The following is a 24,491-nucleotide window of genomic DNA, read 5'->3' on the forward strand; positions in this document are numbered from 1 at the left end:
CTACTACAGCACACTCTACAGGGCAATGCAGCAGGGGAGCCGAGCCCACTTGCACTGCTGAATGGCAGCCAAACGGAAAAACCCGACACTCCTGGCCGGAATGTCGGGTTTTTTGTGGCCGCGATAAAGGGGGAGGCGGGTTGCCCGGTTGATCAGGCCAGCGCCAGTTGCTGACTGCGGGCGCGCCACAGCCGCTCGTGGAAGAAGAACACCACGGTGTTGATGGCCGGTTCGATCATCGCCATCACGCCGCCGGTGAGCAGCTCGCCGCTCAGCAGGAAGGCCACCCCGAAGGCCACCGAGAAGTGGACCACCGCGAAGCTGCTGGTCTTGGCCTGCAGGCTGTGATTTGGCTTGAGTTTGTGCCAGCCAAGGTCATGAAAGTAGAAGGCGACCGTGTTGACGGCGGGCTCGATCAGGGCGATCAGGCTGGCGGTCAGCAGCTCACCGGTCAGCAGGTAGGCCACGGTAAAGGCGACACCGAAGTGCAGGATGGCAAAGCTGATGGTCTTTTTCATGATGGCGGCTCCCTCTGTTGATGATGAGAGTATCCGCCGAAATGAGATTAAATGAAAACTATTCTCATCTATTACCAGGATAGAGAGAACCTATCAAAGGAAAAGTGCCTCCGCACTGTCGTGAGGCAGGCTCGCGGTGTGCCAGCATTTCGGGCTGGCCGGATAAAAACAGGAAGCCCCGTGACGGGGCTTCGCTTTTCTGTCTACCGGGGCACAGGGTCGCTATTACTACTCTGAGACCTTGTTGAGCCACTCGACCCTGTACAGAAGACCTTGGACATCCATCTTTTGGGTTTGGGCTATGCTACGCCTTGCTCCAAAAGGTGGGTGTCCCAGATTTGCTTTGTTATGTGAATTTTACTCCCGCAAGCTGCTTTACATGTTTAGATATAGCACTATGCAAGTTTTTCTGATTGCCATAGATGTTGTCGTAAACTTCAAAGAGTGACGTTATATGATCTTGTTCAAATGCTTCATCAACTGCTTTATTAGCTTTCTTATACTTCTCAATCGCAATGAGTACCTCGTCACTTAATAATGGCTCATAAACATTTAAAGCATCATTTAAGTGCTTAGATAACTTTTTGTACTTATCAGTTGAGTCATTAGGCCTATCAACAGAGTTTGCAATTCCTTGCTGAACTTCAAATTCAAAATCAGCCAACTCAGATGTTAACTCGATAACCTCTGCCAAGCTCTCAAGCAAACCGAGCAGATGGTTTTTGTTAATTTCCCAAATTCGATCTTTTCTTTGTTTTCTCACCGCATCAAAGTGAATAGCCGCAGCTATTGCTGTTGAAGATGCGATCACGATGTTAACAGCTATATTGGAATCAAAATCGTAATTTAGATCAAATGCTACGTACCAAATTGTTAGAGCAAAGCCCAACAAAATCCCAAGAATAAACTTAGTCACTATGCACGATACTCCTTTATTCACATAACGCCCGCCTAAGGGGCTGACAACGTATTACCACCAGACTCAAATACAGTAACCGAAACCACCGCGGCTCAATGGGACTGGAAACGCCGCGCGTTGACAGTCCCTCTTGAGGCGTTTGTTAAGTTTATATTTTTGGGCATTTTTTATAAACATCTCAATCAATTGCATATCGAAAAAGACAACAAATGCTATTGTAGGAAAATAAATAAAATTACTGTATTTGTTCATTCCTAAACCTAGTCTCACTACATACAGCGAATAAACAAAGAATATTATCACTGTAAATATTGCCAAAACAAAAGGTGTCACTACTGATTCTGATAAATTTTGTAGAAAATACAACATAGCGGTCAAAAACAAACCTGTTGTAGCTACATTACCATAGTGAGTCAGCAAGGCGTCCAGATATTTTCTGGACTTAAATTCATGAAAATCAAAAATACTATCGATGATTGCTTCTAAATCGATATTTTTTTGTGTAGCGACGTAGTTTATCGCTGTTGGGTAGATAAATGCTAATGCGATTAACAGAAAATAAGCCACATCGCGTTTAGCCCAACTTAGTGGGTTAAAACTTCCATATACACCAGAAAACACGAAATATAATATCAATGAAAGAATAAATGCTCCAACAAGAGCTAAGAAAGCTGCTAACCAGTTGCCTTCCTTTTTGATCGCTTGATCTGTCATAAGTTTCCTAAACTTAAATTAAACATAACGCCCGCTTAAGGGGCTGACAACGCTACTACCAACTTTCCGCATAACACCGTAATCACAAGAACCAACGCATAGTAAAAAAGCAGAAGACCTTGGACACCCATCTTTTTGGTTCGGGCTCTGCTACGCCTTGCTCAAAAAGGTGGGTGTCCCAGATTTGTGCACTTTAACCGTTTGTTATGCGATTTTTCCGTCTTCGATGATATCTCTTAATTCCTCTATCGATAAAGGAGGTCTTTTTGCATGTAGCATTCTATGACAATTCGCACAAACAGGGAGTAAATCCGTTGAGGGGTTAATTGTATGCTCACCTTTATATGCTGAAATGGGCCTCAAATGGTACACTTCGATATATTTATCACCAAGTTTTCCATACACTTTACCAAACTCGAACTCACAAACATGACAACTATACCCAAATGTCATAATACATTTTTGGCGAGCTATTGGATTTCTATCGTACGTTGTAATAGTGACTTTCTTGGCTCTCCCTTCTTTATACTCAGGAATATCTCCCTTATGTTTACCAAACTCGATTAGAGTTCTTTTTTCTAGCATTTCACAGATGGAGTCTGCATATTCTTTCGGAATATAAACACCACCACTTTCTGGGGTCCACTTGAAGTCTGGATAGTTCTTTTCTAACTCTTTAAGAGATATAATTGGCTCATCAGACAGAGCTTTAAATTCCAACAAAGCACGCAATGCCTTTCCTTTATCTTTAGCCTTAACAGGATCCCAATGTTCTAAGAGATCTGGTTTAGTTAATACGTAACCACATCCTATGATACCTTTAGGCTCTAAACCTAGCCGCATCATATAAAATTTCTCACCAACCTCAATTTGCTTCCTTTTACCAGAACTCCAAATTTCTTGGTAACAACCATCCGTATTAACAGAGACAATGGCTTCCTTTAGATCATACCAAGCCCACTTTTGGGGGTTCCAAGTAAATAGATACGAATTCATTCATCAACCTTATAATCGCATAACGCCCGCCTAAGGGGCTGGCAACGCATTACACTAAACTAAAACGCAACAACCGTAACCACCACGGTTCATCGGGACTGGAAACGCCACGTGTTGACAGTCCCTCTTGAGGCGTTTGTTAGGCTTATGCCCAACGTATACCCATAAACTTATTAAGCGCTGTAACATGCTCTGGATACGCATATATCGAAACTTCTTCGATTCCTATAGCTTTAGCCACAGCGTATCGGTGATGACCACCTTGAAAAATAACTTCGTTATTCTCGACAGGTTTAATTATTGGTGGAGTAATGGGGTTACCCTCAGATAAATACACTATCATCTCAGCTAGTTTCGATTGGCAGCCAAGTTCCCATAACTCATCGCCATCTCGTCGACTGTAATGACACAAATGTTTATCAAACTCCAATAAGGGCAGGTGACCGAGAACAAGTCCTTCAGGGAACATTTTTTCAAAATCAGCTTGCGTTAAACCGTCAAAGCAAAACTTTTGAGATTCCAACCGGTAGTCCCAGTTAAATTTGATTACTGGCCATTCTTCCGGTGGCTTATTGTATAAATATTTTGATTTGTTAAAAACTCGCTCATTTTCATCGGTTTCACGTCTATAGTGTTCAGCACTTTCATACCCCAATACTTGGGCTAATTCATCATCCATTTCGTTAATATGTTCCTCTGATAAGCCTAACAGTGATTAGATAGAAGGCGGCACTAATCCGTTAGCAGAGCATTCCATATAACTCCGTAACATTTTCACTGCCGCCAAGTAAAAAAATCATTAAATCATAATGTTACAAACTTGTTCTCGTGCTGAGCGTGTTCGATTGACCCCCTCTTTTGCGCCACGGTTGCTACTGTATAAAAAATCAGTACTCAGGGCACTCTTGGCAAGCGCCGCCAAAGCACGCCTGCATGAGCAGGTCAGAAATCAGCATAAGGCCGACACTATGTTGACTGGGGGGTCGTGGGCTACGTTCGCTTATCCATTTCATCCGGCATGGCTACCGCCCCTGAATTACAGCCTCCAGTCTGCTGCGTTTAACCAATGGGATGTGGCTGACATGGCTCATGGGGTGACTCCGACGAGGCTTTTGTTGCCAATTGGATATATTACCGGCTCATTGGCCAAGGGAAAGGGGGATGCGGGGAGTTTCTGAGCCAGATCAAGCAATTAATAAATCGCGACTGGTTGGCGCAGGGAGTGGAAAGTGCGGCCACTGTGTTGCTGGATAAAGAGTGTTGGCGGGTAAAAAACAAGAAGCCCCTGAACGGGGCTTCTCTTTGCTGGCCATGCCGCCACGGTGAACGGCTTGGGTGAGCGACTTGCTGGCGCCTTGGCCGGGCGCCGGAGCGAGTTGGTGCGGGCCTACTCTGCGACCTTGTTGAGCCACTCCACCTTGTACTGGGCGCCGGCGCCCTGCGCCAGCTTGGCACAGAGCGGTTTGAGGAAGGCTTCAATCTGCTCGTCCAGCATCCAGGGGGGGCTGATGATCAGCATGCCTGAGCCGTTCATGCCCCAGTCGGTAGTCTGACCGGCCACTTCCAGCTCGGCCACCAGCACGTTGCCGAAGTTCTCCCGCTTGATGGCGCGCAGCATGTCGCGGGATTTGTCTGCCTCTTGCCCGAGGATCGGATACCAGAGGGCGTAGATGCCGGTTGCCCAGCGTTTTTGCGCCTTTTTCAGGGTATCGACCACGGCGAAGTAATCTTCTTTGAGCTCATAGGGCGGATCGATCAGCACTAGCCCGCGGCGCGGGGTCGGCGGCAGCAGGGCGATCAGCCCCTCGAAGCCGTCACGGTGGTGTACGGCGACGCGAGGGTCATAACCCATGTTGGCGCGCAGGTCTTCGACCTCGTTGTTGTGCAGCTCCATCAGCGCCAGCTTGTCCTGCTCGCGGGTGAGGCGACGGGAGAGCTCCGGCGAGCCGGGGTAGTAGTGCAGCTCGCCGTTCTGATTCATCTCCTCGATGACCCCGAGATAGGGGGCCATGGCAGACCACTGGGCCCGCTCGTCCCACAGGCGGCCAATGCCGTCGGCATACTCGGCCTTCTTCTGGGACCAGTCGCCGCGCAGGTCGTAGAGACCGCCACCGGCATGGGTGTCCAGCACGATGAAGGGTTTCTCCTTCTTCTTGAGGGACTCGATGATCAGGGCCTGAACGGCGTGTTTCAGCACGTCGGCATGGTTGCCGGCGTGAAAGGCGTGGCGGTAGCTCAGCATATTAGATCTCTGAGGGGGCCCTGCTGGACACCCAGTAACGATAGATAGTTCAACAAATTGCGGCTGTTGCCGCGAAATAGGGAGAGGCTGCGCAGGGTCTGCAACAGGACGCCCTGTTGCAGCCGCTCCAGCTCCAGTTCGTGGGCCAGCATCGACTGATACTGCTGCTCGTCGAGTCGCGTCTTGGCGCTCTGGCGCAGGGCGCGCCACGGGGTCAGCACCGCTTCGGTCTGCACCAGCGCCGGTTGCAGGTCGGTGAGATCGACTACGATGCCGAGTTGATCGAGCCGGTGCAGCAGCAGCGCCAGATTGACGTTGCCCCCCTGCTCCTGCACGGTGAGCCAATCCTGGCTGCGCTCACCATAGACCTTGCCGCTCCAGTGCCAGAAGCCGATCGGCGTCGGCAATTCGTGGACCGCGACCCGCTCGCTGGCCATCAGCTGTTCGTCACGCAAAGAAGGCTTGCTCCATGGTTTCCAGCTCTTCGGAGAGGCTCATCCACTCCAGCTCCACCTCTTCCAGCTGCTCCTTGAGGGGGCCCTGGGATTTGAGCAGCTCGGAGAGCTTGGTTTTAGCGCTCTCTTCGTAGATGGCGGGGTCGGCCAGTTGGCTCTCGATGTCGCCAAGCTTGCCCTGCAGCTTCTCCATGCTCGCTTCGAGCTTTTCGAGCTTCTGGCGCAGGGGACGGGTTGCTTGCCGGAACTCCGCCTCGCGCCGCTTCTGATCCTTGCGCGCCACCGCCGAGTTGGCAGAGACGGGGCCATCGGCCGGTTTGGCGTTGGCCTCTTTCTCCTGCTCGCCGAGCCACTTGTGGTAGTCGTCCAGATCGCCGTCGAACGGCTCGACCCGGCCACCGTGCACCAGATAGAAGTCATCTGTGGTGGTACGCAGCAGGTGCCGGTCGTGGGAGACAACTACCATGGCCCCTTCGAAGCCTTGCAACGCCATGGTGAGGGCGTGGCGCATCTCCAGATCCAGGTGGTTGGTAGGTTCATCCAGCAGCAGCAGGTTGGGTTTTTGCCAGGTGATCAGCGCCAGCACCAGCCGCGCTTTTTCGCCGCCGGAGAAGGGGGCTACTTTGTCGAGCGCCTTGTCACCGTGAAAACCGAAGCTGCCCAGATAGTTGCGCAGCTCCTGCTCGGTCTTGTCCGGCGCGAGGCGCACCAGATGATCGAGCGGGGTATCGTCGAGACGCAGGGTCTCCAGCTGATGCTGGGCAAAGTAACCGATGCTCACCCCGGCGCTCACCTCGAGCTTGCCGGAGAGCGGCGGGTTGGAGCCGGCCAGCATCTTGATAAAGGTCGATTTACCGGCGCCGTTGCGACCGAGCAGACCGATGCGCGAACCCGGTACCAGATTGAGTTTGATCTTCTCCAGGATCACCTTGTCGCCGTAACCGGCAGAGAGGTTCTCCATGGCGATGAGCGGGGTCGGCAGGGCCGACGGCTCGCGAAACTCGAAGCTGAATTCGGAGTCGGCGTGGGCGGGCAGGATCTTCTCCATCCGCTCCATGGCTTTCAGGCGGCTCTGGGCCTGACGGGCCTTGGAGGCCTTGTAGCGGAAGCGATCCACATACGCCTGCATGTGGGACATCTCCCGCTGCTGCTTCTCGTACATCGACTGCTGCTGGGCCAGATGTTCGGCGCGCTGCAGTTCGAAGTCGGAGTAGCCGCCGGTGTATTCGTTGAGCTTGCCGTTCTCGATATGGATGATGCGGCTGATGACCGAGTCGAGGAAGTCGCGGTCGTGAGAGATGAGCACCAACGTGCCCTGATAGCCCTTGAGCCACTTCTCCAGCCAGATAACGGCGTCGAGATCCAGGTGGTTGGTCGGTTCATCGAGCAGCAGCAGATCGGAGCGGCAGAGCAGCGCCTGGGCGAGGTTTAAGCGCATGCGCCAGCCACCGGAGAAGCTGCGCACCGGCGAGCTGAGCTGCTCGTCGCTGAAACCGAGGCCGTGCAGCAGTTCGGCGGCGCGGGCGCGAATGCTGTAGGCGCCTATGGTATCGAGGCGACCGTGCAGCTCGGCTACCAGCAGACCATTGTCATCCTGCTCGGCCTGTACCAGCTGGGCTTCCAGCGAGCGAAACTCCTTGTCGCCGTCGATCACGTACTCGAGCGCGGAGCAGTCGAGCGCCGGAGTCTCCTGCGCAACGCCTGCAATCTGCCAGCCAGCGGGCAGGCTGAAGGTGCCGCTGTCGATGGCCAGCTCGCCCCGTACCAGTGCAAAAAAGGTGGACTTGCCACAGCCGTTTTTGCCCACCAGACCCACTTTGTGGCCGGGGTGAATGGTGGCGGAGGCGTTGTCCAGCAGCTTGCGGCCGCCGCGGATCAGTTCGATTTGACTGGCAACTATCATGGGTGGGATCTGCTTGCTCAAAATGGAGGAGAAAAACTGGCGCGGATCTTACGTGAAATGACGCTGATTTGCACTGTAGCGAAGGGCTGGCCACTGGCTGGCGCTGCAAAAACATGCCATAACAGAGAAACCAGTTTGGTTACGGGAGGTTAGCATGCATATCAGGGATATTATGACGACCCGGGTCGCCACCGTTTCAATGGATGATCGACTCCGAGTCATCAGGGATATCTTCGAGCAGGCCCACTTTCGCCACCTGCTGGTGCTGGAAGAGGAGGAGCTGGTGGGGGTCATCTCGGATCGGGATCTGTTCCGTGCAATCAGCCCTTATCTCGACTCCGAAGCCGAGATGAGCCGCGATACCGAAACCCTCAACAAGCGGGCCCACCAGATCATGAGTCGTCAGCTCGTCACCATCGCTCCCCATCTCACCGTGCGCGACGGCGTCAAGCTGATGCTGGAGAAGGGGGTATCCTGCCTGCCGGTGCTGGAGAATGGCGCATTGGTCGGCATTATCAGCTGGAAAGATTTTCTCAAGGCGGCGCTGGAGAGTGACGCGCTGGTTTGAGCCCAACGCTCATCGCCATCAGCTGACAGAGAACAAATAGAGAGAGGGGAGCCAAGGCTCCCCTCTCTCTATATTGGCTTTGCCGACAATGCCGGTTTGCACGCCGCCAGCATCATCATGGCTCGGGCTGCCCTGCGACAAGACAGGAGGGGCCGCTGCCGGAGAGGTGCGGCTGAAGATGGGTGCGGATCTCCTGCAGGGTGCGCTGGTACTGCCGGGCATGTTGATCGAGAAACGCGGGGCTGTGCTTGAGGCGTCGCTCCAGGGTATCAACCAGCAGCGCCACCCTGGGGGCCGCCATACCGGCTGGCCAGCAGTGTTGCAGCAGCTCCAGCAGTTGCCAGGCATCGCCCGGCAGGGCGGGGAACTCCTCCAGCAGTTGCAAGCCCGCTTGCAGGGCTGTCTGATACTGGCTGGCCTGCATCGCCTTGTGGCGTAGCTGGCGTAGCTCGTTCAGCCGTTGTTCTCTCGCCGTCAGACGCTGGCCCAGCTCGGCCACCAGATGGTGGAACAGCTGGCGGGTGAGCGGGTGGGGCGCAACCCTGACGCGGTATTGGGTCAGCTGGGTCAGGTAGCGCTGGGCATGGTGGGGCAGGCCACAAAACTGACAGACGGCAAAGCCCAACAACAGGGTGAGATGGTTCTCGCTCGCCTGGCTGGGTTGATGGTGGGCGAGCAGGATCAGCGCCTCGTCGAAGCGGTAATCCAATCCCTGCATCAGTGCCTGCAGCAGCTCGAACTCCTGCGCGGGCAGGTTTACTGTTCGCTTCAGATGGGCCCACTCCTGTTGCAGGGAGCGGATCCGGTTGCTGGATGGTGTATGCCACAGCACCGCCAGCATGGCGTTGATCATGAAGTGGTCGATGGCCAGCCGGACGCGCTGTTCACTGAAATGGTGAAGATTCAGGGTGCTGGCTTGTTCCAGCACCTTCCTCTCGTCTTGCTGTAATAGTCCCAGCATCATGGCCAGCTGATGCCAGCGGGGTTGATGGGGGCGGACTTGTTGCAACTGCACCATGGTCTCCCAGGCTGCCTGCCACTGATGTTGGTGCAACTGACTGGCGAGTTGCAGCTCCAGTCGGGTGGCGGTCGGCAATATGGTTTGATGACGCTGCAAGTCGGTTTCGGCACTCTGCAGTTTGCCCAGTCCCAACATGGCGTAGAACAATCCGGCCCTCGGCCAGCTTGCCCGATACTCGTTGGCACACAGGGCATAATGCTGGGCGGCAGTGAGCTGTTCGCTGGACTGCAGCAGCAGGTAACCCTTGAACCGATCCAGCCAGGGGGCAAGGGGTCGGTTGTCCCGTTGATAGAGCAGGTCTTCACAGAGTGCGGTCGCCAGTTTCCACTCCCGCAGCAGGGTTGGAGGGGCGAGGGTGTGGGTCATCCTGCTCAGTTGTGTCAACTGCTTGAGCGCAGTTGTGAGCTCCCCGGTCATGAAGGGGAGTGGCAGATGGAGGGAGAAGTAGAGGTCCGAGGGGAGAAAATCCTGCTCGTTCTGGTCTGCATCCATCAACAGTAGTACGCAGGCGGGTTGTAGCAGGCCGAGGTAGTGTGCTTCATGCAGCAGGCGGGCGCCGTCATGCCCCAGTTGTCTATTTTGCTGGCAGATAATGGCATCAAATGGCTGTTGTTGCAGCAGGGTGAGTAGACCGCTGCGTTCCTGACCCGGGTGGCTGTGGTGGTGGATCCGTTCAGCAGGGATACCCTGTTCGGTCAGTTCCCGGGTGATGGCGCTACGGAGCAGTGGATCCTCTTCGAGCAGCAGTATCGTCATGCACGCGTCCTTTCAATACTCCACGAGTAGATCAGATTAGACCCAAGAGGAACATGGCGACAACTCTGCGGGGGAGGAAAAGTGACAGTAGTCGGCGCGAGACGAGGAAGGGCATTATAGGCGGTTACCGGGATTTATGTGCTTCGGTGAGAAAGACACACTCTGTTTGACGGATCTGGTGTGAGCCACTCCCCTGTTCCCCCTGCCAGCTTAATTCCAGCTTGCCGAGGCGGCCCAGATGGCGCAGTTCAAATTCGTAGCGCTGGCAGAGGTTGTTTTGGGGCAGACTCGTCATACCCGCTGGCAGGCGGTATTGATAGCGCAGGATCGGCCCATCTTCCAGCTTGCTGGCCACCGGCACCAGCCCCTCTGGCGTGGGCTGCGGCGCCCCGAGCGCACGGCGCAAACTGAGCGGTGCATCGATCGCCTTTTGATAGTGCAGGCCGTTCATGGCCGCCAGCTCCTCTTCCAGCCGTTGCAACTCCCCTTCCAGTCCATTGAGCGCGGCCCCCAGCTGCTGGTGGGTCGTTGACGAGGCGCAGCCACCCAGCAACAGGGTGGCAAGCAGTAGGGCGGCTCTGATGGGGGGCACGGCATCTCCTTGGCAATGACGATGAAGCGTGAAGGTCAGGTCGGCTGGCCCTGACTATAGCAGGGGATTGCTCGGGGGCGTCCCCTGCAGCAGCTGCGCCAGACGGGCCAGCCCTTCGCCGACCCGGGCATCGGTGGCGGGTTGGCTCAGGCTCAGGCGCACCCCTTGCGGAGCGGCAAACTGACCGGCGGCGAAGTGTTCCCCGCTCGCCACGCCAACGTCAAGAGCATCGGCGGCGGCAGCAAACTGTTGGCTGCGCCAGGGCTCCGGCAGCGGTAGCCAGGCGTGCATGCTGCCCGGCTGCCAGCGGGCGGCAGGCAGCAGGTGGCGCAGCAGTTCGCCACGGCGTTTGAGGATCTCCCGCTGCTGCTCGACCAGCGGCATGATCTGGCGCTGACTGACCATTTTGCAGGCGAGCTCGATCAACAGCGGGCTCACCATCCAGCTCGACAGCCGCATGGTCTGGGCGAAGGCGCTGCGCAGGGCAGGGGGCGTCAGCACGAAGCCCACCCGCAGGCCGCCGCAGGCGATCTTGGCCAGACTGCCCAGATAGATGACCCGCTCCGGCGCCAGATTGACCAGAGGGATCACAGGTTGCTGGGGCAGCAGGCCGTTGACGTCATCCTCGATGATCAGCAGATCGTGGCGACGGGCGATGGTGACGATGGCCTCCCGCCGCGCCAGACTCATGATGGCGGTGGTGGGGTTTTGCAGGGTTGGGGTGAGGTAGAGCAGCTTGGCCCGGCGGGTGCGGCAGGCGGCGTCCAGCGCCTCGGGCAGCAGCCCCTCCTCGTCCATCGCCAGTCCCACCACCTGATTCTTCAGCTGGCGGGCATTGCCCAGCATACCGGGGTAGCTCAGCCCCTCGCACAGGATGGTCTCCCCCACGCAGCCGGTCGCCAGCAGCGCCAGCATGATGCCGTGCTGGGCGCCGTGGCTGAACAGCAGGCGATCCTCACTACAGGCCACCCCTTGCTCCGCCAGCCAGTTGACGAACTGCTGGCGCTGATCCGGTCGTCCCGCCTCCTTGTCGTAGCCGAGCAGGGCGTTGAGATCCCCGTCCGCCACTTCCCCCAGCATGGGGCGAATGATGGCCGCCCGATCCAGCTGCACCGGCAGGTTCTGCCACAGCTCGATGCGGTGCCCCTCCTCCTGACGGATCACCCACTCATTGGCGGGATCCGTGTTCGCTCCCTTGACCCAGGTGCCGTGGCCCACCCGGGCGGCCAGCAGGCCGCGCCGCTCCGCCTCGCTGTAGGCGCGGGTGACGGTGCCGACGGTGACACCCAGACGATCCGCCAGGGATCTGTGGGTAGGCAATCGGGTCTGCGGTGGCAGCTCGCCATTCGCGATCCCCTGTTCGATTGCTTTGACCAGCTTGAGGTAGAGGGGGCCATCGAAGGCCGCAAGGTCGGGCGTCCAGATTGTCATGGTGACAATAAATCCATTGATCCAAATTTGTTGTCAATATAGCGTGAATTTCAGCCTGATAACAATCAAATAGCTTGCATTGTATCGATACAACTCAGCGAGTAAGGAGTCACAATATGACGATGGAGTGGTATGTTACCCTGTTCGGTTTTGCCGTACTCACCTGCGGTACGCCGGGGCCCAACAACCTGATGCTGACGGCTTCCGGCGCCAACTTCGGGGTGCGTCGCACTCTGCCACATCTGCTCGGGGTGGGGCTGGGGCAGCCGGTGTTGCAACTGGTGTTGGCGCTGGGGCTTTATCCGCTGTTCGAGCGCTGGCCCCTGCTACGGCTCGGTTTGCAGATCTTCGGCAGCCTCTATCTGCTGTGGTTGGCGTGGCGTATCGCGGTGGCCGGGGCGCCGGGGGATCCGGCCCGGAGGGCCCGTCCGTTGACCATGCTGGAGGGGCTGGGCTTTCAGTTCCTCAATCCCAAGGCGTGGATGATGGGGATCTCCGCCATCAGTCTGTTCAGCCTGCCCGGCGCCAGTTACTGGTCGAGTCAGCTGGCGGTGATGGTCATGTTTGCGCTGGTGGCCCTGCCGGTCTGCTTTGTCTGGGTACTGTTCGGCCATCAGCTGAGCAACTGGATCAGCTCGGATCGGGGCTGGCGGCGACTCAACGGTTCTCTCGGCCTGCTGACGGCACTCTGTGTGGTGATGCTCTGGTATTGAGCCGTGTTGCGCTGGAGGGGGAGGTGGCCGAGAAAGAGGCATTTCTGACTTGTCGCCACGGGGTTGGCTCTGCATATTAGAAGGCTTTCCCCATAACGGGGGCGTTGAATCGACAAGAGGTTGAGATGGATCTGAACTGGTTACTGCCCCTGGCGGGGTTTGCCCTGGTTACCTGCGGCACGCCGGGGCCAAATAACATGTTGCTCACCAGCGCCGGGGCGGCGCAGGGGTTTCGCCGCACGATTCCCCTGCTGGTGGGGGTGGTGGGGGGGATCAATCTGATGATCCTCGCTACCGCGCTGGGGCTTGGCGTGGTGTTCGAGAAGGTGCCGCTGCTGCACGATGGCCTCAAGATTATCGGCTCGGCGTATCTGCTCTGGCTGGCGTGGAAGGTGGCGACCGCCAGCGGCCCGGCCGAGGGCAACCGGCCGCTCATTCCCGCCCATCAGGGGGCCATGCTGCAACTGCTCAACCCCAAGGCATGGATGATGGCGCTCTCCGCCATCAGCGGTTTCACTCTGGCGGGGGAGGCTTACTGGCCCTCCGCGCTCTGGGTGTTGGTGATCTTCTTTATTACCGGCCTCTACACCGGGGCGTTCTGGGTGTTGTTTGGTGCCCAGGTGCGGCAAATCATTCGCACTGCCCGGGGTTGGCGGCGTTTCAATCTCGGCATGGGGCTGGCGACGGCCGCCTGTGTCGGGATGATCTGGATTTAGCCCGGGGTTGACCCGGGCCTTTACCGGCTGTCTTGTTGGCCCTGCGGGGCCTTTTTTATCTCGCCTGCGTGACCTTGCCTGCAAGGTGGCGTGGTTCTGCCCTCCCTTGGAATGAAGGAGTTCCTATGAAATGTATCGGTCTGTTGGGTGGCATGAGCTGGGAGTCCACCGTCAGTTACTATCAGGCGCTCAACCGTGGGGTGCGGGCACAGCTCGGCGGTTTGCACTCGGCGCGGGTGCTGCTCAACAGCGTCGATTTTGCCGGTATCGAGCGGTTGCAGCATGCCGGTGACTGGCCCGCTACCGCTCGTTTGCTGGCGGCGGAGGCGCGCAAGTTGCAGGATGGCGGCGCCGATTTCTTGCTGATCGGCACCAACACCATGCACAAGGTCGCCCCCGAGATTGAGGCCGCCATCGATATCCCGTTGCTCCATATCGCCGATGCCACCGCGGCCAAATTGCGGGCTGACGGGATCACCCGAGTCGGCCTGCTCGGCACCCGCTTCACCATGGAGCAGGATTTTTACAAAGGGCGCTTGCAGGATCGCTTCGGGTTGGCGGTGCTGGTGCCTGCCGAAGCTGAGCGGGAGCGGGTACACAGGATCATCTATGACGAGCTCTGTCTGGGGGAGACCCGTGAATCGTCGCGGGCCGAGTATCTGGCCATTATCGAGGCGCTGGTGGATGCTGGTGCCGAGGCGGTGATCCTCGGTTGCACCGAGATTGCCCTGCTGGTGGGCGATGCCCGGGCGGCGGTGCCGCTCTACGACACCACTGCCATCCATGCCGAGGCCGCCGTGGCACTGGCGCTCTGCTCCGATTAATTAACTGGTCAGATCTCACTATTCATGCTTGTCTCATACCCCTTGCCATAAAAGCGTGTAAAATTGCGCCCTGAATTTTCCCCGGCCAACACGGGTTGGCTGCGGTTTCCTAGCATGCAAGGCTGACATTGTGACTGAAGTAGATAGATTCGCGGATATTCGCCCCTACCGCGATGAAGAAGTGCCGGCAGCCATCGAACGGCTGATCCAAGATGATGAATTTATCGGCGCCATCGCCAAGTATCGTTTCGGTTCCCTGATGAGCTGGCTGGGCTGGGCCATTCGCCCGATGATCCGCCTGTTTCTGCGCCGTAAATGGTCAAAAGTGACCACGGTGCATCAGGTCCAGATGGGGGTCACCCGGTACATGTCCCGCATGATCGCCACCTCTACCAAGGGGGTGACCTTCTCCGGGATCGAGCATCTGAAGAAAGAGCAGGGCTATCTGTTTGTCTCCAACCACAGAGACATCGCCATGGATCCTGCGTTCGTCAATTGGGGGCTGCACACCCACGGTTTCGATACCGTGCGCATCGCCATCGGTGACAACCTGCTGCGCAAACCCTGCGCCACCGAGCTGATGAAGCTCAACAAGAGCTTTATCGTCAAACGCTCCGCCAAGGGGCCGCGGGAGATGATGAAGGCGCTCGGCGAGCTGTCTGCCTATATCGGCAACTCGGTTCACGAAGGTCACTCCATCTGGATCGCCCAGAAGGAAGGACGCGCCAAGAATGGCGATGACAAGACAGATCCCGCCATCCTCAAGATGTTCTACGTCGACGGCAAGAAGCAGAAGATCGACTTCGTCGACTACATGCGCAGCCTCAATATCGTGCCGGTCAGCATCAGCTACGAGCTGGATCCGACCGACAAGGCGAAGGCGCGCGAGCTCTACGAGAAGTCGGTCAACGGCAGCTATGAGAAGGGCGAGTTCGAGGATATCGAGAGTATCGTCGCCGGTATCGTCGGCATGAAGGGGCGGGTACATGTCTCCTTCGGCGCGCCGATCACCGAGGGCTTCAGCGATCCGGACGAACTGGCCGCGCTGATCGACAAGGCGATCTGGAGCAGCTACCACCTGTTCCCCAGCAACTATCTGGCGGCCGATGTCTCCGGCAAGGCCAATACCATCGAGCAGGCGGCCTTCCTGACCCGTCAGTCAGAGGTGCCGGAAGAGCACAAGGCGATCTGGCGGGCCATGTACGCCAAACCGGTGGAAAATGCCCAAAAGGCTTGAATGAAACCGGTTGTTAAACGGTTTTGCGAAAAAAACGGGCGCTGATGCGCCCGTTTTTGCGTCTGGTCAAAGTCGAGGGGGAAAGGGTGGTGAATAATATGGTTTCAGCTGGTACGATCACTATGAAAATGGGATTATGTCTCTTGGCAAGGTGCTGACGAGTGTGTAACAGTGCCCATATAGCTGAACATGAGCAAAAGCTCTAAACCGGTTTGCACGGATTGCAGACGGCATTATTGAAGGACCTGTCACAGGTCCTTTTTCATTGGCTGGCAAAGATGCCGCCCAGATATACCTAACAGGAAACAGACGCCATGATCACCGGTAGCCTGAACACCCTGCAGCGGACGCCGCTGCCCGCCCCGCTGGCCCGCATCATGGCCGAGGTGGTGAAGAGCGTGGCTCACTGGGGTGACGCTCCGCTCGGCAAGAGCGAGATCGATGGCCTCAACCTGTTCTGTCTGGTGAGCGAAGATCTGACCGAGCCAGCCGCGGATCGCCGTGGCGAATTCCATCAGCAGTATCTCGATATCCAGTTGCTGCTGCGCGGTGAAGAGTGGATAGGTGTGGGCCCCCACGACTATGTGAGCGACGGCGCCGACCATCCACATCCTGACCTCTGGTTTGTCGAGGACGAGCAGACCAGCTATCTGGCGCTGCAACCTGGCGATTTTGCCATCTTCTGGCCGGGCGAGCTGCACCGCCCGCTCTGTACCTTCAACCAGCCCGCCAAGGTGAAGAAGCTGGTGGTCAAGGTACACAAGGATCTGCTGGCTATCGCCTGAGCATTCCCATTGAGGCGAGCCCTGCGCAGCTGATGCGTTGAGACTCGCAAGCATTGAAACCAGTGATACGCACCACAAGTTGCGATCACTCTTTCAAGAGCAAGAATTGAAACCAGTGATACGCACCACAGGTTGCGATGACTCTTTCAAGAGCAAGAATTGAAAAATTGGACGCACCCTCCTGCGACCATAAGCCCCCGGCAGGGGAATCCCATCCTCTTTTGGATGACACGACACTGTCGGCATAAAGCCGAAGCACAGGAAGATGTAGAAAATGAGCAAGTTGGTATTGATCCTTAACTGCGGTAGCTCTTCCCTGAAATTTGCCGTAATGGACGCCGAAACAGGTGAGGACATGCTGTCCGGCCTGGCCGAATGCTTCAATCTGGATGATGCACGTATCAAATGGAAACTCCACGGGGTCAAGGGCGAAGCCATGCTGGGAGCGGGTGCCGCTCACCAGGAGGCCCTCGACCATATCGTGGGTCACATCCTGCCGCAGGATCCGACTCTTGCCGAGCAACTGGTGGCCATCGGTCACCGAATCGTACACGGTGGCGAGCAGTTCTCCCGCTCCGTGCGCATTGATGACGGCGTGATCGCCGGTATCGAAGCCGCCATTCCGTTCGCCCCGCTGCACAACCCGGCCCACCTCATCGGTATTCGCGCCGCGCTGAAAGTGTTCCCGCAGCTGTCCGAGAAGAACGTGGCCGTGTTCGACACCGCTTTCCACCAGACTCTGCCGCAAGAGGCCTACCTCTATGCGCTGCCGCACAAGCTCTACCGCGAACACGGTATTCGTCGTTACGGTGCCCACGGTACTTCTCACCGCTACATTGCGGAAGAAGCCGCAAAAGAGCTGGGCAAGCCGTTGAATGAACTGAACATCATCAACTGCCACCTGGGTAACGGTGCCTCTGTCTGCGCCATCAAGAACGGCGAATCCGTAGACACCTCCATGGGTCTGACTCCGCTGGAAGGTCTGGCGATGGGTACCCGCTCCGGTGATATCGATCCGGCCGTGGTCTTCTTCATGCACGACCAGCTCGGTTACAGCGTGGAGCAGATCAACCACACCCTGACCCGTGAGTCCGGTCTGCTGGGGATGACCGAAGCGAGCAGCGACTGCCGTTACGTCACCACCAACTACGCCACCGACGCCGGTGCCAAGCGCGCGCTGGATGTCTTCACCTACCGTGTGGCCAAGTATGTCGGTGCCTATGCCGCTGCGATGGACGGTCGTCTGGACGCCGTGGTCTTTACCGGTGGTATCGGTGAGAACGCCGCCATGGTGCGCGAGATGGTGCTGAACCGTCTGGCTCTGTTCGGCTTCAAGGTGGACAAAGAGGCCAACAACGCTGCAGTACTGGGTGGCGAAGGTCGCATCACCACCGCCGACAGCCGTTGCGCCATGGTGATCCCGACCAACGAAGAGTTGGTCATCGCCCGCGATGCCCTGAGCCTGGTCTGCTAAGTCAGCCTCGCTTTGAAACAACGCCCGGCCAGTGCCGGGCGTTGTCGTTTCTGGCGTTCACCGATTTGACATGGGGGAGGGGAGCGGTACCCTGACCACCACTGTTTTTGCAGCCAGCGGGCTGCCAGGTTCGGGAGAGAGCAATGAAAGAGGCGTTTTTTAACTGGTTGTCTGGCCTTGGGGTGGAAGTGACCAACCTGATGGCGCTGGTGATCGCGCTGGGTTTTATCGTCATCACCTCGTTGCTGCTGCACATGGCGCTGCACCGGGTGTTGCTGGTCCGGCTGGTGGGGATCCTCGGCAAGGCCAAGCAGGTGTGGCTGCCGCCCCAGCTGCAACAGCGCCTCTTCAACCGGCTCGCTTTCGTGTTGCAGGGGGCCGTGCTGCTCGGTCAGGCGGAGATCTGGCTGCCTCGTCAATCGGATAGCCTCAAGCTTATCGAGATGGTGGCCCAGCTCTGGATTTTGCTGTTCCTGCTGCTGGCCTTCTTCGCCCTGCTCGACTGCCTGTTGTCGGTGAGCCGTTACACCCGCCTTGGTCGGGATTTGCCCCTGCGCGGCATCTTCCAGGGGGCCAAGCTGGTAGGCAGCATTCTGGTGGGCATCCTGATGATCGCCCTGCTGCTCGGCAAGTCGCCGCTGTTCCTGTTCAGCGGTCTGGGTGCCATGACCGCAGTGCTGATGCTGGTATTCAAGGACCCCATCCTCGGGCTGGTGGCGGGGATCCAGCTCTCCGCCAACCGGATGCTGAGCGTCGGTGACTGGCTGCAGATGGACAAGTACGGCGCCGATGGCGAGGTGACCGATATTGGCCTCACCACGGTCAAGGTGTCGAACTGGGACAAGACCATCACCACCATTCCCACCTATGCCCTGATCTCCGACTCTTTCAAGAACTGGCAGGGGATGACCGAGTCGGGTGGCCGCCGTATCAAACGCAGCGTCAATATCGACATGACCAGCGTGCGTTTTCTGACGGCCGAGGAGCAGTTGCAGCTCAAGCAGGCGCAACTGCTGGCTCCCTATCTCAGTCGCAAGGAGCAGGAGCTGAGTGCCTACAATCAGCAGCTGAGCGATGCCCTGAGCTGCCCTATCAACGGTCGTCACCTCACCAACCTCGGCACCCTGCGCGCCTATCTGGATGCCTATCTGCGTGCTCACCCCGGCATTCGCAAGGACATGACCCTGATGGTGCGCCAGCTGGCGCCCACGTCAGACGGTTTGCCGCTGGAAATTTACTGTTTTACCGCGACCACCGCATGGGCTGATTACGAAGGGATCCAAGCCGATATTTTCGACCATATCTTCGCTATCATTGAGCAATTTCATCTGCGGTTGCATCAATCTCCCACAGGTTATGATATGCGCCTCTGGCAACGGGGATAAACAGGGGGAGAGGGCGAGTCGAGGGCGTTGGATAATCCGCATATTAATCATCGACCCGTCACCACTTGTCAGTTGATATTTGGTCAGCAGAGGAGAAAAATGGCGGCCTTCTCTTCGCGCCCCTGATCTTCTGCTGATCAGCCGTCAGCTCAGAGATGTCAATTCAGTCATTATCATGGGAAAGTTATGAAGCTCCTTCGCAATAGTGTGGCAACACTCTGCTACAGCCTGCTGCTGACCGCTGCGCCGGTTTTCGCTGTTGAATATGCTCTGCCTGCGGCCAACAGCCGTCTGGTGGGGGAAAATCTGGAATATGTGGTTCCGGCCGAAGAGAATGGCCAGCCGCTGGAGGCCATTGCTGCCAAATTCCAGCTGGGGCTGACCAACATGATAGAGGCCAACCCCGATGCGGATCCCCTGTTGGTACAGACCGGCGAGAAGCTGGTGATCCCCCAGCAACTCATCCTGCCGGATGCCCCTCGTGAAGGCATTGTGCTGAACGTGGCCGAGATGCGCCTCTACTACTACCCGAAAGGCAAGAAGGTGGTAGAAGTGTTGCCCATCGGCATCGGCCAGCTCGGCACCGACACCCCGGAAAACTGGGTGACCAGCGTGCAGCGCAAGAAAGCGGGCCCGACCTGGACCCCGACTGCCAAGATGCATGCCGAATATGCCGCCCGTGGCGAGAGCCTGCCAGCGGTATGGCCGGCCGGCCCGGACAACCCCATGGGGCTGTTTGCACTCTATATCGGCAAGATGTACGCCATCCACGGCACCAATGCCAACTTCGGTATCGGTCTGCGGGTGAGTCACGGCTGTGTGCGGCTGCGTAACGACGATATCGAGTACCTGTTCAAGCAGGTGCCGGTCGGTACCCGCGTCCAGTTCGTTAACCAGCCGATCAAGGCCTCTCTCGAGCCCAACGGCGTTCGTTATCTGGAAGTGCACCAGCCGCTGTCGCGTAGCGAAGAGGAGTTCAACTCCAAGCTGCCGGCACCGCTGCCGATGACTCCGGCGGTGACCCGCTTCATTGCCCACGCCGACAGCGACTCCCAACTGGTGAAGCAGGCGCTGGAGCAGCGCAACGGTATGCCGATGGCGATCAACCGCTAAGGGCAAATCCCCGTCATGACAAAGGGCGAACAGCAAGCTGTTCGCCCTTTTTGTTTCTGCTGCGTTGACTCAGCTTCGCAGCAGATTTGCCTGCAGCTCGCTGCCGAGCTGATCGAGCAGCTGGTAGCGCGCCTTGTAGCTGGCCCGCTTGCGGGAGGGGATCTCCTCCAGCGTCTTGCGGGGCACTTCCAGCGGCAGGCTCATCCAGAGTTCATCTTGCACGCAGCCCTGATGCTCCTGCCACAAGCCGTCGAGATCGAACTTGACCCGATCGGCGGTGCGCTTGCTGCACTGATAGACGTGGCTTTGGGTGCGGATCCCGAGCAGGCTCTTGCACGCCAATCCTCGGGCCAGCTCGGCGGCCATATAGACCAGCAGGGACATAGGGCGCAGCCCGCCGCACGCCTTGGTGACCAGCTTGATCTCCTCGCTCTGCCCCTTGCCGCCCTGCAGCGAACAGATCTCGAGGGTCGGGTTTGGCGCGGGACGCAGATTGAGGGCCATGTAATAGAGCGCAGCGTCACCCAGCTTGAGGGTCAGGCTCATCTCCCCCTCTTTGCCCATGTGGGTTTGGTAATCCAGTTGCAGGGTGAGGGGGGCCGTCAGCTTGTCGCTCTGCCACTGGGCCAGCAGCAGGCCGCGCCCGCTGTAGATTGCCAGTTGTTGCGCCTTGGGCAGCTGACGTGCCAGCTGCTGGTAGTGGCCGCTGATAAGCCCGGCTCGCAGGCGCTTGCGGAGCCCCTTGTGGCGATAGGGGTGGATCGGCTTTTCCAGAATATCGGGGAAGCGGCTGATCGCCTGCGCCAGCAGCGGTTGCTCCTGCTGCTGGCGATAGAGGGCGCGGGCGCCGGGATTGAGCCAGAGACGCCCCACATACTTGGCCCGTCGGATGAGATGACCCGACTCCTCCACCGGGTGAAGGCGGCGGGCGAGGGTTCGCAGGTGTGACAGATGAGATGACATGGTGCCGACCTCTGACTGGTGTGATGAGACAGGGCGGGGAGTGTAGGAGCGGGGCGCTGGCTTGTAAAAAAATGGATAGTAACAAAATGTGAAAACATAACGCTCAATAGTCGCCGTTGCGACGATATGGCCGTCACGGCCACGGCAGGAAATCTGGCGCCATCCTCTTGATGCGGCAGATGATTTGATGCGTAAAGGTTTTTATTGTGTTTTGTGTTTGTTAAAAGTGGTTGAGCTGGCGCGAACGGCTGATTAAGCTAGGCCGGTTTTTTAGGGATGAGCCCGTCACCAGAGCGGGCAGAAAATGACACAAAACGGAGTTTTGCATGACAGCTAGCACACCCATGTTAATCACCTTCCTGGTGTATATCCTCGGAATGGTGTTGATCGGCTTCGTCGCCTATCGCGCCACCCGCAATTTTGATGACTACATTCTGGGCGGTCGCCGGATGGGGAGCTGGGTCACCGCTCTCTCTGCCGGCGCTTCCGACATGAGCGGCTGGTTGCTGATGGGGCTGCCCGGCGCCGTCTTCGTCAGCGGCATCTCCGAGAGCTGGATCGCCATCGGTCTGGTGATCGGCGCCTACCTCAACTGGCGCTGGGTAGCGGGCCGCCTGCGGGTACATACCGAGAAGAACCGCAACGCCCTGACCCTGCCGGACTATTTCACCTATCGCTTTGAAGATCACAGCAAGGTGCTGCGCATCCTCTCGGCGCTGGTGATCCTGCTCTTCTTCACCATCTATTGCGCCTCCGGCGTGGTGGCTGGTGCCCGTCTGTTCGAGAGCACCTTCGGCATGGATTACAACACCGCCCTCTGGGTCGGTGCCGCCGCCACTATCACCTACACCTTCTTCGGCGGCTTCCTCGCGGTGAGCTGGACCGATACGGTACAGGCGACCCTGATGATCTTTGCCCTGATCCTGACCCCGGTCTTCGTCATCATCGCCGTCGGCGGGGTGGATAGCGCCATGATCGAGGTGGCCGCCAAGAGCGCCAGCAACCTCGACATGTTCAAGAATCTGGATGTGATCGCCATTGTCTCGTTGATGGCCTGGGGCCTTGGTTACTTCGGTCAGCCCCACATTCTGGCCCGTTTCATGGCGGCGGATTCCCACCACTCCATGGCCAATGCCCGCCGTATCAGCATGACCTGGATGGTGTTCTGCCTCGCAGGCGCGGTGGCCATCGGCTTCTTCGGTCTGGCCTACTTCGCCCGCTTCCCGGAAGTGGCGGCTGGAGTGACCGGCAACCCGGAGCGGGTCTTTATCGAGCTCTCCAAGATCCTGTTCAACCCCTGGATCGCCGGGGTGCTGCTCTCCGCCATTCTGGCGGCGGTGATGAGCACTCTAAGTTGTCAATTACTGGTCTGCTCCAGCGCCATCACCGAGGATCTCTACAAACCCTTCCTGCGCAAGAACGCCTCCCAGCGTGAGCTGGTGTGGGTGGGTCGCCTGATGGTGCTGCTGATCGCCGTGATTGCCATCGCCGTCGCCATGAATCCGGAAAACCGGGTGCTGGGGCTGGTGAGCTACGCCTGGGCCGGTTTCGGTGCCGCCTTCGGCCCCGTGGTGCTGCTCTCCGTGCTGTGGCCGCGGATGACCCGCAACGGCGCGCTGGCGGGCATGCTGGTCGGTGCCATCACCGTCATCGTCTGGAAGCAGTTCGGCTGGCTGGGGCTGTATGAGATCATCCCGGGCTTCCTGTTCGCACTGCTGGCTATCGTGGTGGGCAGTCTGCTGGGCGAAGCGCCCTCAAAAGCGATGCTGGAGCGTTTCCGCGATGCCGAGGAGGAGTACAACACTCCGGCCGAGAGCGCGGGAGAGCCGGTCGCGGTGAACTGATCCCCCTTACCGCTTTCTGATTGAGAGCCCCGCCCCCGGACAAGGAGCGCCCTGGTTGGCCATCCTTGCACCGGTTTGGCGGGGCTTTGTGCTATCTGATTCACTCTTGGGCACTTTTTTATGTTCGGCCGGTGGCTCCCAGGTGCTCGCTTTCTTTTGTCTTGGCACCGAATATGGGACACTAGGCCGCCTGAAGGAGACCTAGTGCATGCGGCTATTCACCCTGATCCTGATCCTCCTGCTGGGGGGACTGCAATATGACCTCTGGCTGGGGAAGAACGGGCTATCCGATTATCAGAACCTGTCGGAGGCCATCTCGCAGCAACAGCGGGACAACCAGACTCTCAAGGATCGTAACGACCTCATTTACCGCGAGATAGATGATCTCACCTCTGGCCTCGAGGCCATCGAGGAGTTGTCGCGCAACGATCTGGGTTACATCAAGCAGGGGGAGACCTTCTACCGGATCATCCCCAAAGAGAAAGACAAAGAGACAGCGCCGGACGATGAGCCCTACGATGACTGATGCCAGCCGGGTATCCGGCCTGACGGCGATCGTCCCTGCCGCCGGTATCGGCAGCCGGATGGGGGCCGATTGCCCCAAGCAGTACCTGCAACTGGCGGGTAAAACCATTCTCGAACATACCCTGGAGCGGCTGCTCTCCCACCCGGCCATCGCCCAGGTGATCGTGGCGCTGGCGCCCCATGACCGCTGGTTCGAGGCCCTGCCCGTGGCGGCCGACCCGCGGATTGTGCGGGTAGAGGGAGGCGCCGAGCGCGCCTTTTCCGTCCTCAATGGTCTCCATGTGGCGCAAGGGGAGTGGGTGCTGGTGCACGATGCGGCCCGCCCCTGCCTGACTCACGGCGATCTCGATGCGCTGATTGCCGCGGCCATGAACTGCGGCGGTGCCATTCTCGGCAGTCGGGTGCGCGATACCATGAAACGCTCCGATGGGGAGGGCAATATCATCGCTACCGTCGAGCGCGAGCAGCTCTGGCATGCCCTGACGCCGCAGATGTTCCCGACCCGTGCCCTGAAACGGGCGCTGGAGGAGGGGCTGCTGCTGGGCGCCACCATCACCGACGAGGCCTCCGCCATGGAGCGGGCCGGATTTACGGTGCGGATGGTGGAGGGGCGCGCCGACAATATCAAAGTGACCCGGCCGGAAGACTTGTCGCTGGCGGGGCTGTTTTTAAGCCAGCAGGCATAAGCCCCTCAGTCAGAACAGACCGTTCAGAGCAGAGCGTCTCGAACAAACAGGCCCGAACAAGGAGTTAGCATGATCCTGATTGGACATGGTGTGGACGTACACAAAATTGAT

The 24,491-nt window shown here is 57.9% G+C and carries 24 protein-coding genes; 12 read left to right on the forward strand and 12 right to left on the reverse strand.

Features of this window, described 5'->3' with window-relative positions; genetic code table 11:
- Nucleotides 1-152: 152 nt before the first annotated feature.
- The 8 genes from G5193_RS19300 to G5193_RS19335 all read right to left on the reverse strand — a co-directional run bounded on the left by G5193_RS19300 (nucleotide 153) and on the right by G5193_RS19335 (nucleotide 7,747).
- Nucleotides 153-518: a DUF2061 domain-containing protein gene (locus G5193_RS19300; protein WP_042084552.1), complete on the reverse strand. Its 366-nt coding sequence runs from the start codon at nucleotides 516-518 to the stop codon at nucleotides 153-155.
- Nucleotides 519-864: 346 nt separating this feature from the next.
- Nucleotides 865-1,434, reverse strand: a complete 570-nt coding sequence (locus G5193_RS19305) for a hypothetical protein (protein ID WP_421206943.1) — start codon at nucleotides 1,432-1,434, stop codon at nucleotides 865-867.
- Nucleotides 1,435-1,500: 66 nt separating this feature from the next.
- Nucleotides 1,501-2,151 (reverse strand): hypothetical protein, encoded by a 651-nt coding sequence (locus tag G5193_RS19310; protein ID WP_421206945.1) that lies wholly within the window; start codon nucleotides 2,149-2,151, stop codon nucleotides 1,501-1,503.
- A 204-nt stretch (nucleotides 2,152-2,355) separates the two neighbouring features.
- Nucleotides 2,356-3,147 carry an HNH endonuclease gene (locus tag G5193_RS19315; protein WP_421206946.1) on the reverse strand — a complete coding sequence of 264 codons (792 nt, stop codon included), beginning with the start codon at nucleotides 3,145-3,147 and terminating at the stop codon, nucleotides 2,356-2,358.
- Nucleotides 3,148-3,292: 145 nt separating this feature from the next.
- A complete protein-coding gene (locus G5193_RS19320; RefSeq protein ID WP_421206948.1) occupies nucleotides 3,293-3,826 on the reverse strand; it encodes a transcriptional regulator in 534 nt (177 codons plus the stop codon).
- Between the two features lie 708 nt (nucleotides 3,827-4,534).
- The gene (locus tag G5193_RS19325) at nucleotides 4,535-5,389 is read right to left on the reverse strand and encodes a 23S rRNA (adenine(2030)-N(6))-methyltransferase RlmJ (protein ID WP_421206950.1); all 855 of its coding nucleotides are present in this window, start codon (nucleotides 5,387-5,389) and stop codon (nucleotides 4,535-4,537) included.
- Nucleotides 5,383-5,844, reverse strand: coding sequence for a DUF2390 domain-containing protein (locus G5193_RS19330; RefSeq protein WP_421206952.1), 462 nt, complete (start codon nucleotides 5,842-5,844; stop codon nucleotides 5,383-5,385). The genes G5193_RS19325 and G5193_RS19330 overlap by 7 nt, the downstream gene beginning before the upstream one ends.
- A complete protein-coding gene (locus tag G5193_RS19335; RefSeq protein ID WP_421206954.1) occupies nucleotides 5,837-7,747 on the reverse strand; it encodes an ABC transporter ATP-binding protein in 1,911 nt (636 codons plus the stop codon). Before G5193_RS19335 ends, G5193_RS19330 begins: the two co-directional genes overlap by 8 nt.
- Nucleotides 7,748-7,901: 154 nt before the next feature.
- Here G5193_RS19335 and G5193_RS19340 point away from each other — a divergent pair, with 154 nt between their 5' ends.
- The gene (locus G5193_RS19340; RefSeq protein ID WP_040068349.1) at nucleotides 7,902-8,315 is read left to right on the forward strand and encodes a CBS domain-containing protein; all 414 of its coding nucleotides are present in this window, start codon (nucleotides 7,902-7,904) and stop codon (nucleotides 8,313-8,315) included.
- Between the two features lie 115 nt (nucleotides 8,316-8,430).
- Here G5193_RS19340 and G5193_RS19345 read toward each other — a convergent pair whose 3' ends face one another.
- From G5193_RS19345 to G5193_RS19355, 3 genes are all read right to left on the reverse strand, one after another.
- A complete protein-coding gene (locus tag G5193_RS19345; protein WP_421206956.1) occupies nucleotides 8,431-10,092 on the reverse strand; it encodes a hypothetical protein in 1,662 nt (553 codons plus the stop codon).
- Between the two features lie 124 nt (nucleotides 10,093-10,216).
- The gene (locus G5193_RS19350) at nucleotides 10,217-10,684 is read right to left on the reverse strand and encodes a hypothetical protein (protein ID WP_216979440.1); all 468 of its coding nucleotides are present in this window, start codon (nucleotides 10,682-10,684) and stop codon (nucleotides 10,217-10,219) included.
- A gap of 54 nt (nucleotides 10,685-10,738) precedes the next feature.
- Nucleotides 10,739-12,115, reverse strand: a complete 1,377-nt coding sequence (locus G5193_RS19355) for a PLP-dependent aminotransferase family protein (protein ID WP_421206958.1) — start codon at nucleotides 12,113-12,115, stop codon at nucleotides 10,739-10,741.
- A gap of 116 nt (nucleotides 12,116-12,231) precedes the next feature.
- Here G5193_RS19355 and G5193_RS19360 point away from each other — a divergent pair, with 116 nt between their 5' ends.
- The 8 genes from G5193_RS19360 to G5193_RS19395 all read left to right on the forward strand — a co-directional run bounded on the left by G5193_RS19360 (nucleotide 12,232) and on the right by G5193_RS19395 (nucleotide 20,362).
- Nucleotides 12,232-12,828 carry a LysE family translocator gene (locus G5193_RS19360; RefSeq protein ID WP_040068356.1) on the forward strand — a complete coding sequence of 199 codons (597 nt, stop codon included), beginning with the start codon at nucleotides 12,232-12,234 and terminating at the stop codon, nucleotides 12,826-12,828.
- 125 nt (nucleotides 12,829-12,953) lie between these two features.
- Nucleotides 12,954-13,544, forward strand: a complete 591-nt coding sequence (locus G5193_RS19365; RefSeq protein ID WP_040068358.1) for a LysE family translocator — start codon at nucleotides 12,954-12,956, stop codon at nucleotides 13,542-13,544.
- 125 nt (nucleotides 13,545-13,669) lie between these two features.
- On the forward strand, nucleotides 13,670-14,368 hold the full coding sequence (locus G5193_RS19370) for an aspartate/glutamate racemase family protein (protein ID WP_421206960.1): 699 nt from the start codon (nucleotides 13,670-13,672) through the stop codon (nucleotides 14,366-14,368).
- Nucleotides 14,369-14,498: 130 nt separating this feature from the next.
- Nucleotides 14,499-15,605, forward strand: coding sequence for a 1-acyl-sn-glycerol-3-phosphate acyltransferase (locus G5193_RS19375; protein WP_042084524.1), 1,107 nt, complete (start codon nucleotides 14,499-14,501; stop codon nucleotides 15,603-15,605).
- 314 nt (nucleotides 15,606-15,919) lie between these two features.
- Complete coding sequence (locus G5193_RS19380) at nucleotides 15,920-16,390, forward strand: YhcH/YjgK/YiaL family protein (protein WP_421206962.1); 471 nt, start codon at nucleotides 15,920-15,922, stop codon at nucleotides 16,388-16,390.
- A 274-nt stretch (nucleotides 16,391-16,664) separates the two neighbouring features.
- Nucleotides 16,665-17,864 carry an acetate kinase gene (locus tag G5193_RS19385; RefSeq protein WP_005354534.1) on the forward strand — a complete coding sequence of 400 codons (1,200 nt, stop codon included), beginning with the start codon at nucleotides 16,665-16,667 and terminating at the stop codon, nucleotides 17,862-17,864.
- Between the two features lie 143 nt (nucleotides 17,865-18,007).
- Nucleotides 18,008-19,249 (forward strand): mechanosensitive ion channel family protein, encoded by a 1,242-nt coding sequence (locus tag G5193_RS19390; protein ID WP_270905582.1) that lies wholly within the window; start codon nucleotides 18,008-18,010, stop codon nucleotides 19,247-19,249.
- A 186-nt stretch (nucleotides 19,250-19,435) separates the two neighbouring features.
- Entirely contained in the window at nucleotides 19,436-20,362 is a 927-nt protein-coding gene (locus G5193_RS19395) for a L,D-transpeptidase family protein (RefSeq protein ID WP_270905581.1), read from the forward strand.
- A 69-nt stretch (nucleotides 20,363-20,431) separates the two neighbouring features.
- Here the strand turns inward: G5193_RS19395 and G5193_RS19400 are convergent, their stop codons facing one another.
- Nucleotides 20,432-21,325: a VirK/YbjX family protein gene (locus tag G5193_RS19400; protein ID WP_042052346.1), complete on the reverse strand. Its 894-nt coding sequence runs from the start codon at nucleotides 21,323-21,325 to the stop codon at nucleotides 20,432-20,434.
- 326 nt (nucleotides 21,326-21,651) lie between these two features.
- On the opposite strand from G5193_RS19400, the gene putP reads away from it, so the two are divergent.
- The 3 genes from putP to ispD all read left to right on the forward strand — a co-directional run bounded on the left by putP (nucleotide 21,652) and on the right by ispD (nucleotide 24,380).
- The gene (gene putP / locus G5193_RS19405) at nucleotides 21,652-23,169 is read left to right on the forward strand and encodes a sodium/proline symporter PutP (protein ID WP_139474431.1); all 1,518 of its coding nucleotides are present in this window, start codon (nucleotides 21,652-21,654) and stop codon (nucleotides 23,167-23,169) included.
- 208 nt (nucleotides 23,170-23,377) lie between these two features.
- Nucleotides 23,378-23,695 (forward strand): cell division protein FtsB, encoded by a 318-nt coding sequence (gene ftsB / locus G5193_RS19410; RefSeq protein ID WP_005335520.1) that lies wholly within the window; start codon nucleotides 23,378-23,380, stop codon nucleotides 23,693-23,695.
- Nucleotides 23,688-24,380, forward strand: a complete 693-nt coding sequence (ispD, locus tag G5193_RS19415; protein ID WP_021229511.1) for a 2-C-methyl-D-erythritol 4-phosphate cytidylyltransferase — start codon at nucleotides 23,688-23,690, stop codon at nucleotides 24,378-24,380. Before ftsB ends, ispD begins: the two co-directional genes overlap by 8 nt.
- Nucleotides 24,381-24,491: the final 111 nt, after the last annotated feature.

The sequence above is a fragment of the Aeromonas sp. 601027 genome, from assembly GCF_049174455.1.
Classification (GTDB): Bacteria; Pseudomonadota; Gammaproteobacteria; order Enterobacterales; family Aeromonadaceae; genus Aeromonas; species Aeromonas veronii_A.

Excerpts from the sequence above, each read along its gene's own strand:
- putP (WP_139474431.1), top strand. The coding sequence starts at position 21,652 with ATGACAGCTAGCACACCCATGTTAATCACCTTCCTGGTGTATATCCTC.
- G5193_RS19360 (WP_040068356.1), top strand. The coding sequence starts at position 12,232 with ATGACGATGGAGTGGTATGTTACCCTGTTCGGTTTTGCCGTACTCACC.
- G5193_RS19320 (WP_421206948.1), bottom strand. The coding sequence starts at position 3,826 with ATGGATGATGAATTAGCCCAAGTATTGGGGTATGAAAGTGCTGAACAC.
- G5193_RS19310 (WP_421206945.1), bottom strand. The coding sequence starts at position 2,151 with ATGACAGATCAAGCGATCAAAAAGGAAGGCAACTGGTTAGCAGCTTTC.
- G5193_RS19400 (WP_042052346.1), bottom strand. The coding sequence starts at position 21,325 with ATGTCATCTCATCTGTCACACCTGCGAACCCTCGCCCGCCGCCTTCAC.
- G5193_RS19365 (WP_040068358.1), top strand. The coding sequence starts at position 12,954 with ATGGATCTGAACTGGTTACTGCCCCTGGCGGGGTTTGCCCTGGTTACC.
- G5193_RS19380 (WP_421206962.1), top strand. The coding sequence starts at position 15,920 with ATGATCACCGGTAGCCTGAACACCCTGCAGCGGACGCCGCTGCCCGCC.
- G5193_RS19370 (WP_421206960.1), top strand. The coding sequence starts at position 13,670 with ATGAAATGTATCGGTCTGTTGGGTGGCATGAGCTGGGAGTCCACCGTC.
- G5193_RS19395 (WP_270905581.1), top strand. The coding sequence starts at position 19,436 with ATGAAGCTCCTTCGCAATAGTGTGGCAACACTCTGCTACAGCCTGCTG.
- G5193_RS19335 (WP_421206954.1), bottom strand. The coding sequence starts at position 7,747 with ATGATAGTTGCCAGTCAAATCGAACTGATCCGCGGCGGCCGCAAGCTG.
- G5193_RS19355 (WP_421206958.1), bottom strand. The coding sequence starts at position 12,115 with ATGACAATCTGGACGCCCGACCTTGCGGCCTTCGATGGCCCCCTCTAC.
- G5193_RS19315 (WP_421206946.1), bottom strand. The coding sequence starts at position 3,147 with ATGAATTCGTATCTATTTACTTGGAACCCCCAAAAGTGGGCTTGGTAT.
- G5193_RS19345 (WP_421206956.1), bottom strand. The coding sequence starts at position 10,092 with ATGACGATACTGCTGCTCGAAGAGGATCCACTGCTCCGTAGCGCCATC.
- ftsB (WP_005335520.1), top strand. The coding sequence starts at position 23,378 with ATGCGGCTATTCACCCTGATCCTGATCCTCCTGCTGGGGGGACTGCAA.
- ispD (WP_021229511.1), top strand. The coding sequence starts at position 23,688 with ATGACTGATGCCAGCCGGGTATCCGGCCTGACGGCGATCGTCCCTGCC.
- G5193_RS19340 (WP_040068349.1), top strand. The coding sequence starts at position 7,902 with ATGCATATCAGGGATATTATGACGACCCGGGTCGCCACCGTTTCAATG.
- G5193_RS19300 (WP_042084552.1), bottom strand. The coding sequence starts at position 518 with ATGAAAAAGACCATCAGCTTTGCCATCCTGCACTTCGGTGTCGCCTTT.
- G5193_RS19390 (WP_270905582.1), top strand. The coding sequence starts at position 18,008 with ATGAAAGAGGCGTTTTTTAACTGGTTGTCTGGCCTTGGGGTGGAAGTG.
- G5193_RS19385 (WP_005354534.1), top strand. The coding sequence starts at position 16,665 with ATGAGCAAGTTGGTATTGATCCTTAACTGCGGTAGCTCTTCCCTGAAA.
- G5193_RS19325 (WP_421206950.1), bottom strand. The coding sequence starts at position 5,389 with ATGCTGAGCTACCGCCACGCCTTTCACGCCGGCAACCATGCCGACGTG.